The organism is Wolbachia endosymbiont (group A) of Hedychridium roseum (assembly GCF_964028325.1).
Classification (GTDB): domain Bacteria; phylum Pseudomonadota; class Alphaproteobacteria; order Rickettsiales; family Anaplasmataceae; genus Wolbachia.
This window is the reverse complement of record NZ_OZ034755.1, coordinates 750,494-765,596: the sequence shown is the minus strand read 5'-3', so window position 1 is coordinate 765,596 and position 15,103 is coordinate 750,494. Positions and strand designations below refer to the sequence as shown.

The 15,103-nt window shown below is 34.9% G+C and carries 15 protein-coding genes, 1 tRNA gene and 2 pseudogenes; 8 read left to right on the top strand and 10 right to left on the bottom strand.

The window, feature by feature from the left end:
• Nucleotides 1-35 precede the first annotated feature (35 nt).
• The 5 genes and pseudogenes from ABWU23_RS03690 to ABWU23_RS03670 all read left to right on the top strand — a co-directional run.
• The gene (locus tag ABWU23_RS03690; RefSeq protein ID WP_353271038.1) at nt 36-932 is read left to right on the top strand and encodes a class I fructose-bisphosphate aldolase; all 897 of its coding nucleotides are present in this window, start codon (nt 36-38) and stop codon (nt 930-932) included.
• A 5-nt stretch (nt 933-937) separates the two neighbouring features.
• Nucleotides 938-1,009, top strand: a tRNA-Cys gene (locus ABWU23_RS03685).
• A 138-nt stretch (nt 1,010-1,147) separates the two neighbouring features.
• Entirely contained in the window at nt 1,148-2,215 is a 1,068-nt protein-coding gene (locus ABWU23_RS03680; protein ID WP_264688383.1) for a quinone-dependent dihydroorotate dehydrogenase, read from the top strand.
• A 90-nt stretch (nt 2,216-2,305) separates the two neighbouring features.
• Nucleotides 2,306-3,004, top strand: coding sequence for a ribonuclease III (gene rnc, locus ABWU23_RS03675; RefSeq protein ID WP_253309845.1), 699 nt, complete (start codon nt 2,306-2,308; stop codon nt 3,002-3,004).
• An 81-nt stretch (nt 3,005-3,085) separates the two neighbouring features.
• Nucleotides 3,086-3,221: pseudogene (locus tag ABWU23_RS03670) on the top strand (IS66 family transposase); the annotation flags it as partial.
• 417 nt (nt 3,222-3,638) lie between these two features.
• On the opposite strand, the gene ABWU23_RS03665 reads toward ABWU23_RS03670, so the two are convergent.
• The 6 genes from ABWU23_RS03665 to ABWU23_RS03640 all read right to left on the bottom strand — a co-directional run bounded on the left by ABWU23_RS03665 (nt 3,639) and on the right by ABWU23_RS03640 (nt 8,055).
• Entirely contained in the window at nt 3,639-4,181 is a 543-nt protein-coding gene (locus tag ABWU23_RS03665) for a hypothetical protein (RefSeq protein ID WP_253309844.1), read from the bottom strand.
• 109 nt (nt 4,182-4,290) lie between these two features.
• Complete coding sequence (locus ABWU23_RS03660) at nt 4,291-4,821, bottom strand: phospholipase D family protein (RefSeq protein WP_253309843.1); 531 nt, start codon at nt 4,819-4,821, stop codon at nt 4,291-4,293.
• 43 nt (nt 4,822-4,864) lie between these two features.
• On the bottom strand, nt 4,865-6,352 hold the full coding sequence (locus ABWU23_RS03655) for a UbiD family decarboxylase (RefSeq protein ID WP_253309842.1): 1,488 nt from the start codon (nt 6,350-6,352) through the stop codon (nt 4,865-4,867).
• Nucleotides 6,353-6,370: 18 nt separating this feature from the next.
• Entirely contained in the window at nt 6,371-7,219 is an 849-nt protein-coding gene (locus ABWU23_RS03650) for an AAA family ATPase (protein ID WP_265016485.1), read from the bottom strand.
• Between the two features lie 109 nt (nt 7,220-7,328).
• On the bottom strand, nt 7,329-7,841 hold the full coding sequence (locus tag ABWU23_RS03645) for an AAA family ATPase (RefSeq protein WP_353270818.1): 513 nt from the start codon (nt 7,839-7,841) through the stop codon (nt 7,329-7,331).
• The gene (locus ABWU23_RS03640) at nt 7,819-8,055 is read right to left on the bottom strand and encodes a hypothetical protein (protein ID WP_264732495.1); all 237 of its coding nucleotides are present in this window, start codon (nt 8,053-8,055) and stop codon (nt 7,819-7,821) included. The genes ABWU23_RS03645 and ABWU23_RS03640 overlap by 23 nt, the downstream gene beginning before the upstream one ends.
• 127 nt (nt 8,056-8,182) lie before the next feature.
• Between ABWU23_RS03640 and ABWU23_RS03635 the strand changes: the two genes are divergently transcribed.
• Together ABWU23_RS03635 and ABWU23_RS03630 are read left to right on the top strand one after the other, a co-directional pair.
• Nucleotides 8,183-8,965, top strand: coding sequence for a DsbA family protein (locus ABWU23_RS03635; RefSeq protein ID WP_353270817.1), 783 nt, complete (start codon nt 8,183-8,185; stop codon nt 8,963-8,965).
• 194 nt (nt 8,966-9,159) lie between these two features.
• Nucleotides 9,160-10,350: a hypothetical protein gene (locus tag ABWU23_RS03630; RefSeq protein ID WP_253309837.1), complete on the top strand. Its 1,191-nt coding sequence runs from the start codon at nt 9,160-9,162 to the stop codon at nt 10,348-10,350.
• Here ABWU23_RS03630 and ABWU23_RS03625 read toward each other — a convergent pair.
• A pseudogene (locus tag ABWU23_RS03625) lies at nt 10,291-11,521 on the bottom strand (IS256-like element ISWpi15 family transposase). The gene ABWU23_RS03630 and the pseudogene ABWU23_RS03625 sit on opposite strands and share 60 nt — an antisense overlap.
• 77 nt (nt 11,522-11,598) lie before the next feature.
• On the opposite strand from ABWU23_RS03625, the gene ABWU23_RS03620 reads away from it, so the two are divergent.
• Nucleotides 11,599-12,816, top strand: coding sequence for an MFS transporter (locus ABWU23_RS03620; protein WP_353270816.1), 1,218 nt, complete (start codon nt 11,599-11,601; stop codon nt 12,814-12,816).
• Between the two features lie 243 nt (nt 12,817-13,059).
• On the opposite strand, the gene ABWU23_RS03615 is transcribed toward ABWU23_RS03620, so the two are convergent.
• From ABWU23_RS03615 to ABWU23_RS03605, 3 genes are all read right to left on the bottom strand, one after another.
• Nucleotides 13,060-13,440 carry a hypothetical protein gene (locus ABWU23_RS03615; protein ID WP_353270815.1) on the bottom strand — a complete coding sequence of 127 codons (381 nt, stop codon included), beginning with the start codon at nt 13,438-13,440 and terminating at the stop codon, nt 13,060-13,062.
• Nucleotides 13,409-14,065: a hypothetical protein gene (locus ABWU23_RS03610; RefSeq protein ID WP_353270814.1), complete on the bottom strand. Its 657-nt coding sequence runs from the start codon at nt 14,063-14,065 to the stop codon at nt 13,409-13,411. The genes ABWU23_RS03615 and ABWU23_RS03610 overlap by 32 nt, the downstream gene beginning before the upstream one ends.
• A 601-nt stretch (nt 14,066-14,666) precedes the next feature.
• The gene (locus ABWU23_RS03605; protein WP_253307249.1) at nt 14,667-15,086 is read right to left on the bottom strand and encodes a nucleoside deaminase; all 420 of its coding nucleotides are present in this window, start codon (nt 15,084-15,086) and stop codon (nt 14,667-14,669) included.
• Nucleotides 15,087-15,103: the final 17 nt, after the last annotated feature.

The window sequence follows — 15,103 nt, the reverse complement described above, 5'->3', positions numbered from 1 at the left end:
CAATTTATAACTTAAATTTAATTTGAATTATAGTGATAAGTGATAAAGTAAAACAAGTCCTAAGCTACTACGAAAGTGAAAACCCCGGGGTAAAAGCAAATCTTACTCGTATTCTCATGCATGGAAAGCTTGGCGGTACTGACAAGTTAGTGATTCTGCCAGTAGATCAAGGATTTGAGCACGGGCCAATAAAAAGCTTTGAAGTTAACCCTGATGCTTATGACCCACATTATCATTTTCAGCTTGCAGTTAATTCGGGAGTAAGTGCATATGCTGCTCCACTTGGTATGATTGAAGCTGGTGCTTCAACTTATGCTGGAATGCTCCCACTTATTTTGAAACTTAATAGTTCCAACTCCTTACATTCAAAAAATCTGACTTCTGATCAAGCAATAACCTCTTCTGTGAAAGATGCACTGCGTTTGGGCTGCTTGGCTGTTGGATTTACTATATATCCTGGTTCTGCTAAGTGTTTTGATATGATGGAAGAAGCCCGTGAAATCGTAGCTGAAGCCAAATCTTATGGGCTTGCAGTAGTGCTATGGTCTTATCCACGTGGTGAAGGAATTTCCAAAGAAGGTGAAACAGCAGTTGATGTTATTGCCTATGCTGCGCACATAGCAGCTTTACTTGGCGCTAATATAATCAAAGTAAAGCTTCCAACTAGATATTTGGAAAAAGAAAAGATAGAAACAGAAAATATTGAATCATTATCTAAAAGAATTGAATATATTAAAAAATCTTGCTTTGCAGGGAAAAGAATAGTAGTTTTTTCTGGTGGCGAATCGAAGGAAGTAGATGACATATGCAATGAAGCGAAAGAAATTAAGCAGGGAGGTGGTAATGGTTCAATCATTGGACGTAACACTTTTCAACGCAAAAGGGAGGAAGCTTTATCTATGCTAAAAGATATAATGGATATCTACACATAAAAAACGGCTGGGTGGCAGAATGGCTTATGCGGAGGACTGCAAATCCTTTTATACCGGTTCAATTCCGGTCCCGGCCTCTTTCATTTTCTATATCTTGTAAAAGTTGCTCAATTCAACAGTAGCTTTAAGTGTGTAACCTATAGAGAAAGCTTGTCCATTATTCATAAGTAAAATCAATTTCTTTTCAAGTTATGGTTATACTCTTATAGCGTTTCATGGTAAAAAATAAACTAAAAATAAGCAAAGTGTTTTACAAAATGATATTACGTAATTTATTGTTTTTACTGCCGCCTGAAGTTGCTCACTCTTTGGCAATCATGGCATTAAAGAAAATACCTTATAAGAATCCTATAGAGCTACCAGAATCTTTGAGTGTGAATTTTTTTGGTAATAAGCTCAGAAGCCCCGTGGGCCTGGCTGCAGGTTTTGACAAGAATGCAGAAGTTATAAGGCCTATGCTTTCATTTGGTTTTGGGTTTATTGAAACTGGTACTGTAACTCGTAATCCACAATATGGAAACAAAAAACCAAGAATTTTTCGGTTAATTAAAGATCAAGGGGTAATTAACAGATTGGGATTTAACAATAAAGGAATAGACTATTTTCTTAAACAAATAGATGAAACCAAGCTTGATGACTGCATTTTTGGCATAAATATAGGAAAAAATAGTGCATCGAAAGACCAAATTAGTGATTATGTTGATTTAATAAAGATGGTATATGGAAAAAGCAATTATATAGTGCTGAACATCTCGTCTCCAAACACGCCTAATTTACGCAATCTGCACAATAAGCAAGAATTATCGAAATTGTTGAAATCCATCCGGAAATCAATTGATAATTCTAAATCCATACCAATAATATTAAAAATCTCACCAGATATAGATCAGCAAACGAAAGAAAATATCGCTGAGCTTGCGTTGGAATATAAGATTGACGGATTAACAGTAAGCAACACTACGGTAAGTAGAGATAATCTGCATTCCCACCACAACGAAAGTGGCGGATTGAGTGGCAAACCACTGTTCAAACTTTCAACCGAGTTATTGGGCGATATGTACAAATTTACTAAGGGCAAAATATTATTGATAGGGTGCGGAGGAATCTCAAGTGGTGCTGATGCATATAAAAAAATAAAGGCAGGAGCCTCTTTGGTGCAGTTGTACACTGCTCTCATATACCACGGACCTCAAGTTGTAAACAAAATTAATCTAGAACTTGCAGAACTAATAAGGAGAGATGGATTTAGTAACATTAGTGAGGTGGTGGGTTGTATACATTAATTTTGGAAGTTGGTGGTATTATTTTAATAAAATAAGACTAATTCTCTGGTATAAAGGTGGTAGAAAGTGCTTTTCTTTTAAATAATGGGTATGAAGAGTTTGAATGATGCAATATCTAAGATCATTGATTATAAATTTACAAATTATGCAATATTAGAAGAGGCACTAACTCACCCAAGCGTAAATAAAAGGAATAGCAAAAACCAGATTGTAAGCTACGAAAGACTAGAGTTTTTGGGCGATAGTGTTTTGAATATGGTCGTATCTGCCATACTGTTTAAACTATTTCCTGAAGAAAAAGAAGGAGCATTGGCAAAAAGAAAGACGGATTTAGTTTGTGGCAACACCATTGCTAATGTTGCTAAAGAAATAAAATTAGGCAGCTTTATCATCATGAATAATAGTGAACGCTGCAATGGAGGAAGATGTAACCTAAAAAATTTAGAAAACTCGCTTGAAGCACTAATAGGTGCAATTTATATTGATGGCGGACTTGAAAATGTTGAAAAATTTATTACCCAATATTGGGAAAAGCTAGCTAAAAGCATGCTTGACCCCCCTCAAGATCCTAAAACCTCACTGCAAGAGTGGACTCAGAAAAACAAATTGCCTTTACCAGAGTATGAGCTTGTAAAACAAACTGGACCAGCACACAATCCTGAATTTACTATATCAGTTTGCATAGAAGATTATGGTAAAGTTTCTGCATGTGCTTCTAGTAAAAAGATTGCTGAACAAAAAGCTGCTGAGTTGATGCTAGAAAAAATTGGAAAAGACGCTTCAGTTTAGGCAAAATAGGCATTAATGTAAGTTTTAAGGAAGCTAATAGCGTTTAGGGGAAATGGTCAATTTAAGGAGAAGCATAGTATTATTCATAAAAAAGTTGATCTACCAAAAATTAAGCCTTATGTAGTGGAATATCAATGGCCGTTGTTGGAGATGCGGAAAAAAAAGAAGTAGCAAGTTACCAAAAGGTGTTATGCCAGATACATTTGGTCCAAGAGTTGTTTTGTGAAGTTGACAGAGTCAAGGAGAATGAAAGTTTTAAAAAATAGCATATTTTTTAATTATAAAAATTTAATATTAACTGATATAGCTAACCCAAGAAAGGTTTTCCTACGTCATACCGCCGCGGTATCTCAGCATAGATTCCGCTAACAAGTAGCGGAATGACGAATTTTTGTTTTTCAAATTATCGGTAAATCTAAGTCAGTTTAGCTATATTATCTCTCACACCGCTTAGCTGAACAGATACCATAAAAGATAGCTAGAAAGCAATTGCACTTGCAGCAAATTTCAAGATACAAGCTTCTGTATTTATTTTAAATTAAAAAAAGCTCAAGAAAAATAAAGTCAATTTTTGACGTCCCAAATATTACAGAATGTAATTGATTGATTGAGTAAAAACCAGTGAACGGTCAGGTTAAAACATGTTTTTAAATTTTTGCCAAAATCCTGGTTTATTATCATTAACCTTTGTAAATGTTATATTTAAACTGTATTTCGGATCATTTGGCACGTCGTATTTTATGCTAAATGTTGAAACTTTATCGTTATTGTAAATATGTACATCATCATATGATAGCTTTGTTGTGTAACACTTTACATGCTTTTGCTTATCATACACTAAATCACCTGACTCCCTTTCTAGTTCCACAAATTTCGTTTTTTTCTGACATTCCTTCATTTTTATTAAATCCTTATCTAGTGATATTGAAACTGGCAACGTATTTCCAGCATATTCTTTAGCTAAAAGTTCACTTTGAGGATACATTTTTATTTCCCTGCCAAAATGTGAGTCTATGAAATTATTACTCCAAAATTTATCGCCAGAATGCACGTACTCATCAGTAGCATACGGCACCCCACCATAACTGCATTGAACTTTGTAATCTCCAACACCGTTGTTTTGAAAAAAATCATGAATGGCAGTGTAGCTACCGTCAGCATCATTTATATAATCCATTACTTTATTCCTTAAACTTTTAGTTCATTATATCATAATCATTATGTCAATCAATCAAAAAAGCTCTCTCTTGCTGTTTTTAGAACTGATTTTAAGCAAGCGCTCTCGATTAGTTGGGAGCATATTTATAAGATTGTGACATTCGTGCCTCCCAGTTTTTCACATACTGCTGAATCAATTCAGGATAATCTGTAATAATTAATAAATTTTCAGCATTTCCTTTTTTAGCTGTCTTACTAAGGTTAAATGACCCTGTGATGACTTTTTGATTGTCAACAATCATTATCTTATTATGAGCAATCTTTGGCTTATCATCGATCCAAATTGGTACTCCACCTGAAAATAATTCATTTATAACACTATATTTTGAGTAGAGTTGCGATTTATCTAAGATGACTTTAACATCAACACCGCGTTCTTTAGCATTAATCAAAGATTTTGCAACTGTTCCAAGAGTAAATGTATATTCTTGAACTAAGATAGATTTTTTAGACTGATCTATTACGCTGATTATCGGTACAGCACAATCTTCTCCAGGTGAAAAGCAAACCGTAGCTTTTGGGCAGGGCGAAAATATAAAACCCGCATAGTAATACAGAGAAAAACACATTAACAAGAATAAAAAGTGAAAAAGCCTCACAACAACCCACCCCCGGATATACGGCGATAGGCTACATCATAATTTAATCACCTGTCAATCCATATTCTTCCCACTTCTCCGTGACTTTTCTTACTATTTCCTCACTCATTTTAATTTTCTCTCCCCATTCTCGTTTGGTTTCAGGCGGGATTTTATTTGTTGCATCAAATCCCATTTTACCTCCAAGTCCACTTTCAGGGGAAGCAAAATCTAAATAATCAATAGGTGCGTTCTCTATTGTGATTGTGTCACGCACAGGGTCCATTCTCGTTGATATTGCCCACATCACTTCCTTCCAATCACGTACATTTATATCATCATCAACAACGATAATAAACTTCGTGTATAAAAATTGCTTTAGAAAGGAAAGTATGCCCATAACAATTCTTTTTGCCTGCCCTGGATAAGACTTTTTTATCGATATCACCGCTATTCTATATGAACAACCTTCTGGTGGTAGATAAAAATCCACTATCTCTGGAAATTGATTGATAAGAATGGGCACAAAGATTTCGTTGAGCGCTTCACCAAGAATTGATGGTTCATCAGGTGGCTTGCCAGTGAAAGTGCTGAGATAAATTGGATTTTTGCGCATAGTAATTGCAGTAATATTAAATTCTGGAAATTGCTCAACAGAATTATAGTAGCCGGTGTGATCTCCGTATGGCCCTTCATCTTGATATCTATCCAAACTTACATAGCCTTCCAGAACAATCTCTGCATGAGCTGGCACTTGAAGCGGAATAGTCTTACAATTTACAAGCTCAAGCGGTTTTTTGCGCAGCAACCCAGCAAATTGGTATTCTGACAATGTTTCTGGCACTGGAGTTACCGCAGCAATAATTGTTGCAGGATCACTACCGATCACAGCAGCAGCAGGAAATTTCATATTTTGTTCCTTCTCTTTCCATCGTTTGTGGTGACCTGCACCACCACGATGTGCAAGCCAGCGCATTAGAGTCGTTTTTTTATCTATAACCTGCATACGATATATTCCAAGATTGAAATTATCTTGCTTGTCTTCCGTTGGGCCTTTTGTCACCACAATTGGCCAGGTGATAAGTGGTGCAGGTTCATTTGGCCAGCATGTTTGAATAGGTAGCAAACTAAGATCCACCTCATCCCCAGTTAGCACCACTTCTTGACATGGAGCCTTGCTCACAACTTTACTTCGCATCGACAATACAACTTTTAGTAAAGGAAACATTTTCACGGCATCTTTGAAGTTTTTTGGTGGCTCAGGTGATCGCAAAAATGCTAAAAGTTTACCAAGATCTCTTAGTTCACCAGGGTTTATGTTCAACCCCAATGCAATCCTCTTAATAGTACCAAATAAATTCACCAAAACTGGAATCGAATTTTTACCGTTTTCCGTGACAACATTTTCAAAGATGATAGCTGGTCCTTTATTTGACAAAACCCTACGGTGAATTTCTGTCATTTCAAGAACTGTTGAAACTTCCTCCTTAATCCTAATCAGATCTTTTTTTTCTTCTAAGGCTTTAATGAAGTCGCGTAAGTTGGTGTACATATTAAAATTTAAAATAACTTAAAACAAGTCTTCTAGTGTAATCACATGATGTATCGTATCTTTTAGATATTGGTTCTCAGAAACTCCATTTGCAGCAATTAACACCCAGAATATTTGCTTCTTTGATTTCGTTTTTTCTCTATAAATTGCTTCTTTTCTTTTTAATTGTTCGACAAATTCCTTTGTTACTGTATAAGGTTTATCACTATATTTTATCTCACAGAGCATTACACATCCATCTTCTCGATCGAAAACTAGATCTATTTGAGCACCAGACTCTTTACTGTATTTTTCTGGTTGATATTGCCAATCTCCACATATAACTGCTATATGCTCTATATCTAATTTTTTTCTAATTACATTGGCATGTTTAAAACACACTGCTTCAAATGTTTGCCCTGTCCATGTTTGCCAAGCTGGTTTCTTTATTGCTAACTCCCAATAGTGAGCATCACTTATTATTGCCCTTTTTGTTACTTCCTTAAACGGCTCAATCCACGTTAGATAAAATAATACATATTCGTCCATTACCCTGTAATATACTCCTCTCTTTCCCTTGTTCAATGGTAAAAAACCACCAATAAATCCTGCTTCTTCTAAACTCCTTAATTTAGCAGTTAAGCGACCACCCTCAGTGATTTTAGTCGCTTTTATAAGTTCTTTTCTGCTTATCCCTTTTGGCTTTTTTGCAATCGCACGAATGATATTTAGATATGTCTCTGGCTCTTCATACAAGGAGTGAAACAACATATCAAATTCATCAAATAACAAACCACCCTTCTGAAAACAGATCATATTAATGTTTTGTGCTGCTGATAATCCTTTACTTACTTCCTTAAGGTAATGTGGTATTCCTCCAATAGCCATATAGATCTGTAATATCTGCTGGTGATTAAGGTTGATTCCTAAATATCTTAGATACTCTTTAGTTTCACGTAAGTTAAAAGGCTGCAAAGGTATCCTTGCGGTAATGCGGTTATGCAACCCCCCTTTTGGTATAAATTATATTTTCCAACATCCAAGAAGCTGCTGAACCACATACAACCAAGATAAGCTTCTTTCGGTTTGTCCAATGTATATTCCAAAAATATTCTAACGTTTCTAGAAAACGAGACTTTCTTGTAGCTAACCATGGAAGTTCATCAAAAAATAAGACAATGTGTTCATTCTCATGTGTGTTATCAATAGCAAGTGTTAATTGTTGTAATGCATCCAGCCACACTTCAGGCAAAGCCATTTTTGCACCTTTATAAAAAGTATTTGATAACGACTGTGTAAAAATTGCAAGTTGTTCCTGTATAGTACCATTATTAAGACCTGTTTGTTCAAATAAAACATCGGCATGTTTACTGAAAAATTGTTTTATTAGGTACGTCTTACCCACACGACGCCGACCATACACTGCAATAAACTCAGCAAATGGGGAAAAGAGAAGCTTACTTTCTAGAATGGCTATTTCCTTTTCTCTACCAATTATTGGTTCGCTCATATAATTTACCGCCGCATTTGTTAGCATTATACACGGCGGTTATAAGATGATCAACTTTTTTTACCGCCATGTTTACAGTTGTTATACGCGGCGGTAAAAGATAGAGCATCTCATAATTGGCTATTCTGGCGATGGTTTGGTCATTTGCATCACCAAGTCTTCTGATGAGCTTTTCAGTAATGTGCTTGAGTTCCATTGTACGTAAAGTTTGCATTTGAGGCAAAACTGGTTATAAAATACACTTGATATAAATGTTTTCATATATTAATATTAGATGCTTCTTTTAATATACAGATAAATGTGTACTAAAGTTTTATGTTGTAGGTTTTTAAATAAATTGTATGTCTAGAATATCGTTTTTATTGATCCTTATACTGGCAGTAGCAAGTTTACCAGTAATAAACAATTGGCTTTCAAATCGCAGCCAAATGCTAAGCGATGATTATATAGGTGAGAAATTAGATAATTATATAAGTAGAAATTTTGATAAGATCGTAAAAACTCTCAAAGAGGAGTCGATTAAAAGTAGTTACGCTGCTCGAGATAATGTGACCAAAAGTAAAATTTCACAATACAAGGATCAAATATTTGACCTTACTTATCCTTACTCCGGAAATGAAAATAGTAGTGTTATAGCTGTAGGTTTCTTTGACTATTCTTGTGGATATTGCAAGACTATAAAAGACGATATAAAACAGTTAATTAACGACGGTAAAATTAAGTATATCTTTAGGGATGCTCCAATACTTGGTAATGACTCTTTAAGGGCAGCAAAAAGCGCTTTAGCTGTTTACTTTATTGATAAAGAAAAATATTTCGACTTTCACTATTCTGCTTTAAGTCACAAAGGAGGATTTTCAGACGAAAGCATATTGGATATAGTGAAAAGCATAGGGATTGATGAGGACGATTTTAATAATTCCATGAAAAATAACGCGGACAAAATTGAGCAAATGATAAATGGCAGTAAGCTCCTAGTAAGAGATTTGGGAGTAGGGGGCACACCTTTTTTAATAATTGGGGATAGTCTGTTTGTAGGAGCAACTGATTTGAATGTATTACACAAAAAAGTAGATGAATTAAGTCGCAAGCAAAAACTAGCTTCAGCGATTAATTTGCTATAAAATTTTATTTTTTTACTTGACAACGTAAACGAATCTAATTATGAATGTGATAAATAGCAGTACGTATAAGATACGCAGTAGCTCAAGAAAAGCAGGTGATGCCTACAGTCGAGCATAACCTTAGCCTGCAAAGGTTGACTAATCCATTAAAAAGTGTTAAACTTAACATATAGCTACCATTCTGAGGTTACAATATGAAAGAGCCTAATTATACAAGAGAACCAATTGCTCTTTTTCGACAAATCAAAGAAAAGAAAAAATCAAGTGATTTACTGCATAATTTAAAAAATGCTTGTCCCAAAAATCTAAACATAGGAATTGCTATAAAGACAGGAGATTGCTTTTTTGACTCCGTGGCTCAAGGGTTGAATGAGTTAAATATAAAACCTGGTTATCGTTTTACCGCAAAATCATTAAGAAAAGATTGTGCAGATTATGCTGAAAACAAAAAGGACTCACGATGGGTTTTTAATGAAATAACAAAAAATATTGCTGAAGGATATGCTGTACCTATGATAGGTTCAAACGGAAATGTAATGAAAGATAACCAGAACAATATTATACCAGACAATATTGCATCTTTTGATAGATATTTAAAAGATATTAGAAGTATGGCTACAGAAGCTAGCCCACCTATATGGGGTCGCCCAGGGGTTGAAGGGAGAATGATATGTGATAAGTATGAAGTGGAGCTTTATATTTATTCAATAGAGGAAGATAGTCAAAAAGTTACAGTAACTAAAATTACAGCACATGATGATGATCTAGAAGTTTTTATACAAGATGTGAATCTTGATCAATTAAAGATAGATAATAGTAAAAAAACTGTAGGAGTAGTGAATTACATGCAACATTTTGTACCACTCCTTAGTGGAATTTCTGAAGATATAAAAGAAGATCAACAAGTTTCTAGTGAAGAAATTTTTAGTACAGATAAAAGAGTTCCTCCTTCTAATCAACCAGAGCAAGAAGTACAACAAGAAAGAATTAATACCAGCACTAATGCGACTGTTTATACGGATAAAGAAATCCCTTTTTCTCATCAACTAGAGCAAAAAACACGACAAGAAGGAATTAATGCCAGCGCTAGTGCGACTGTTTATACGGATAGAGAAATTCCTACTTCTAATCAATCAGAGCAAAAAGTACAACAAGAAATAATTAATACCAGTACTAGTGCGCCGGTTTTACAAATTCACATAGATAAAGAAATCCCTTCCTCTCATCAGCAAGAACAAAAAACACAACAAAAAGAAATACAAAAAAAATTAATTAATAATTACAAGAAAGAGGGAGTGTTAAATAAACTGTGTCAAACCGCATTTTTAGTTCAACTCAATTTTCAATCTGCCAGGAAAGAAAACATCAAGTTGAGAGATAGTTAATGCCCAATCATGTACAGGCATCGTCCACTTTTCCTCTGCCTTCTTTATAGCACAATATACCTGCTTATACAAGGCATTTATGCTGGTAAATGAGCCTTTGGTCTTAGTGAATTTCCTAATTTGCCTATGTAGCCCCTCTATGGGATTGGTGGTGTAGATTATCCTCCTAACTGGACCAGAATACTTAAAATAACCAGACAAGTTTTCCCAATTATTCTGCCAAGATTTTATAACCATAGGGTACTTTGTGCCCCATTTTTCATCTAATTCCAACAGATAATTCTCGGCAATTTCCTTGCTTGAAGCTTGATATACCTTCTTTAAATCGCTCAAAAAACTCTTCGCATCTTTACTGGCCACATACTTCAGTGAGTTGCGTATCTGATGCACTATACACATCTGCACTTCCGCATTAGGAAAGACACTGTTTATAGCTGCAGGAAAGCTTTTCAGCCCATCAACGCAGGCAATAAGGATATCTTCTACTCCTCTTTCTTTGAGGTCATTTAGCACTCCCAACCAGAAGTTAGCTCCTTCACTTTCAGCCAAATAAAAACCTAATACTTCTTTTTTGCCATTTTGATCTATGCCTAATATGTTATACATGCATTTACTTACGCAATGCCCGTCCTCTTTGACTTTAAAAAACCATGAAAACTATCGGATATACAGACTGCAGCGGGCGACTACGCCATTCGTTGATTACTGGTAGCAATTTGTCAGTAATACTTGATATCTCTGCCACCGATATTTTGTGATCATAAATTTCCTCAACATGTGACACTATATCTCTATAGCCCATACCACTGGCAAATGTGCTCAAAATCTTCGTTTCAAGCTCTGGATGTAAGTTTGTTTGCCTTTTTTTGACTATTTGTGGTTCGAAACTTCCTTCCCTATCTCTTGGCGTCAAAAGCTCAAATGACCCTGCGCTTGTACGTAAAGTCTTTGCATTCCTCCCATTTCTTCGATTATTCTCTTCGCTTTCAGCCGACAAGTGGTTTTCTATTTCACCTTCCAGGCTTATCTCCAGCAACTTTTTTATAAACGGTGTTAATGCTCCATCTCTTCCTGTCAACGGTCTTCCTTCTCGTATAGACGACAGGATATTTGTTTCTAATTCTTTATAATCTACCAAACCGGTAGTTCTGTTTACTACTTTCTGACTCATTGTCAAACCTCCATTTTTTTATATCAATTTATTACTTTTTTTTCGGTTTGACACAGTTTATTTAACACTCCCATCGTTTGATCGGTAATGCTAACTACGTCAACTTACTTATTGCCGATTTTATTTCCAGTTTAGGTGATTGGATGATAATACCCATTATTGCCTCATTATTCATCTATGATATTGGCTTACCATCACAAATGCTCGCTATTGTTGAGATTGCTATGGCAGCTCCAAGCGTCTTTTTTGGTTCAATTATAGGAGTATCAGTAGATAATAAAAATCCAATACCTATTTTGATTTATTCTGATGTTTTTCGAGCAGCTTTATCTATTATTTTGTATTTTTCAGCTTATCATTATAAGATAATTTTGTTACTACTATTCTTAGAGGGAATATGCCGTTGTTTTTTCTTACCTTCTAGACAAATAGCATTAAAAGTAATGGTTCTTAATGATTTATTGCCAAGAGCATCAGGTTTTTTGCATACCTCGAACCAATTTGCAAAAATTATTGGTCCTGCATTCGGCGGTTTGTTGATCTTATATTGTGATATAGATTTTCTGTTTATTGTTAATGCCTTCACTTTTTTAGTATCTGCATGCTTTATTAAAGCTATTAGCTTACCTGTGGAATTTACAGAAACAAAATTAACTAATAATAAGGTTAGTAAATTGTCTTTTATATATAAGAAGCTGATAAATGTGGGCAATACAATTAAAAATAATAAACTTTTAAATGTTGTTATTATTAACAGTGCATTAAGATTTGCCATAATATTTGTATTCGATTTTTATATAATAGTTTTAAACAAATTCATGAATTTTAATGCATCAATATATGCAATAGCAATAAGTGCTATTGGAGTAGGTAGTGTTGTCGGTTCAGTAATAGTTACTACTTATATTGCCCGTTTTAGATATATTGCATTAATTTCTGAAGGGCAAATCTTTGGTGGGTTATTATTATTGCTTTTAGGGTTATTGGCTTTTTATCAGATAAATTTGTCTGTATATTTTTATGTATTAATATGGATTTTATTTGGGATAACAGGAGCACTTATTAATATACCATACGCTATTCTATTACAGACGGAAGTTGAACAAAATATAATAGGCTCAGTTTCTGCATTCAGTGAATCTATTCAAAACTTTTTCATGATTATATCTCCTTTAATTGGTGCATTGTTAACCAATTTTATTACGATTGATATAATGTTTTTACTAGTTGGTTTGTTGTTAGTATTGCTAGGGCTATCATTAATAATGAATAATCAAAGGTTATCACTTAAGTGACCTTACCCAGAAAAAGTGGAGAGAAAGTTGAGACGTTTTATAGTATAGCTCTTTTCACAATAATCCGATCACTATACGCTGCTTGCCTACTGACTTCCACCATAGCCATGAATCCGTATCTTACCTAATTTGGATTATTATGAGAAGGGCTATAAGTTAATGATTTATAGATTCTTCCAAAGAAATTATCTCATTTTACTTTTTTAAAAAATTTACTTGATGATTATGACCATTTTTTTTGATTTATATTGGGTTTAAAGAAGATTCAATAATTGGCTGTTCTACATCTCTCACTTTCTCGAGCTTGGTATTTGGCTTGAACGAATTGTACAGTGCAAAACCTATACACGCTAATCCAACTATTCCCCCAATCACCGCTATGGCATACATTTTCAATATACAAGCTACAATACCACAGACTAGTAATGCCGCACCAACATTATCAAGCTTTTCTATTGAAGCAGCGATGTGCTCTATAGCTATTGTATTACTTTCATTACTATTTTCGCATGGCTCAAGATATTTATGTTCTATAGATTCTTCAAGACTACTTTCATTATTATTTTCATATGCGTTAGCCGGTGCCTCGATATTACCGATAGTATCTTTGAAGCACTTTTTCACTTCTAGCTGTAGTAGTTTTGGCTGTTACAACAGTGGGCTGCTGGGTTGCTCTCTTATTAAGAATATTTCCCAGTTCTCTTACAGCTTCACTATTTTCACACGCTTCAGCATAGGTGAATGGGGTGTAAGTCATTTCCTTGCTATTTGAATGTTTTATAATTATTCTCTTTTTTAGAATATCTTTCAAAATACCATTTTCCTCAGAGATCTTTAACACTGCTCTAATCATGTCATTGTCTCTACGTGATATAGCATCTGTAAGTATTGTATGAATTTCTTCCCGACCATCTGAATGTTTTGTGGTCATCTCTTCATTCAGAACTTCCTTTAATAGTTTTTGTTTTTTGGCTTCTTCTAAAAGATCTTTTACAGCTTGATTATTTTTATGACTTATAGCATAATGTAGTAGTGACAACGTCTCCTCTCTACCATGATACTCGTAAGTTATTTTTGCTAAAAGAATCGTGCTTGCGTTATAGCTGGACTTTTTGAATATTCCATTTTTGAACTTTTCGGCAACACCTTCCCCTTCTTCTATTTTTCTTGCTAGTTTTTGTATATTCTTTCTATCTTTATCTGTTAACTCATATATATCACATACTAATGTCAGTTTTGACGTTTTCATAATGTTTTCCCCTATTAAGATTTATTGATTTAGTGGTAGTAGTTGCAGTTGCTCACCCCATAAAGTTGGTGCTTTCTTTCAATCAAAGGTATTCTACTGTTTTAAGTTCCCTGTAAAGATTTAGCTTATCTTTTACATCTAAACAGCATTAACACGATTTGGCTTTTTGTAGATGAGTAATTCTCTAGGGATTATCCTATTGAATTCTATGATATTATTTTTTGTAACATTGTCTAAAGTGCCCAGACACTGGGATCCAGCTTCTATGCAACTTAATTAAAAACGTTTGTTTTAGCGTAAGACAACTACCTTTAGCTCATCAGCTCAGTTATAAGCAAAATTTCTGGATCCCAGTGTCTGGGCACTGGGATGACACCATTTGCTGTGCAATTTACCTTCAAAAATGAATGTTCGTACAGCTATGTGTCAGCTACTTGCATGACACCCTGCTGGTGGGACAATGTTTGTATAGTTGTGCGTCACGCGCTGGAATGACGAATTACTTAACCGTCATACCGTCACGGTATCTCCTAGCATAGATCCCGCTAACACGTAGCGGGATGACGAATTTGTATCGGAAAACAAGTAGCATGACGGTTTGTCAAATGTCTCTCAGTTTCTCAAAAAAATCCTTTAACAAAAAAGAGCATTCTGTTTCTAATATCCCACCATAAACTTCAGGTATATGGCTGCAAAATTGAAATATCTTAGCACCATTTTCAATTCCTCCACCTTTTGGATTATAAGCTCCAAAGTACAATCGTTTAATCCTGGCAAAGGAAATAGCTTGAGCACACATCGGACATGGTTCTAATGTTACGTATATGTCAGAATCATAAAGCGTTGAAGTTGAGAGCAACTCACATGCCTGCTTGATCGCTAACATCTCTGCATGTGCAGTTGGATCGTTGGATATGTTGTGTGCAGAAGAAACGACATTGCTTCCACTAACTATTACGGCACCTATGGGAACCTCATCATTTTTTTGAGCAAGTTTGGCTTGCTCTATGGCAAGCTCCATATATTGATACTTGAACA

Coding starts and splice junctions, on each gene's coding strand:
- ABWU23_RS03665 (WP_253309844.1), bottom strand. CDS start 4,181: ATGGATTATATAAATGATGCTGACGGTAGCTACACTGCCATTCATGAT.
- ABWU23_RS03645 (WP_353270818.1), bottom strand. CDS start 7,841: ATGAGCGAACCAATAATTGGTAGAGAAAAGGAAATAGCCATTCTAGAA.
- ABWU23_RS03650 (WP_265016485.1), bottom strand. CDS start 7,219: ATGGCTATTGGAGGAATACCACATTACCTTAAGGAAGTAAGTAAAGGA.
- ABWU23_RS03640 (WP_264732495.1), bottom strand. CDS start 8,055: ATGCAAACTTTACGTACAATGGAACTCAAGCACATTACTGAAAAGCTC.
- rnc (WP_253309845.1), top strand. CDS start 2,306: ATGAAGAGTTTGAATGATGCAATATCTAAGATCATTGATTATAAATTT.
- ABWU23_RS03630 (WP_253309837.1), top strand. CDS start 9,160: ATGAAAGAGCCTAATTATACAAGAGAACCAATTGCTCTTTTTCGACAA.
- ABWU23_RS03680 (WP_264688383.1), top strand. CDS start 1,148: ATGGTAAAAAATAAACTAAAAATAAGCAAAGTGTTTTACAAAATGATA.
- ABWU23_RS03635 (WP_353270817.1), top strand. CDS start 8,183: ATGTCTAGAATATCGTTTTTATTGATCCTTATACTGGCAGTAGCAAGT.
- ABWU23_RS03610 (WP_353270814.1), bottom strand. CDS start 14,065: ATGAAAACGTCAAAACTGACATTAGTATGTGATATATATGAGTTAACA.
- ABWU23_RS03605 (WP_253307249.1), bottom strand. CDS start 15,086: ATGGAGCTTGCCATAGAGCAAGCCAAACTTGCTCAAAAAAATGATGAG.
- ABWU23_RS03655 (WP_253309842.1), bottom strand. CDS start 6,352: ATGTACACCAACTTACGCGACTTCATTAAAGCCTTAGAAGAAAAAAAA.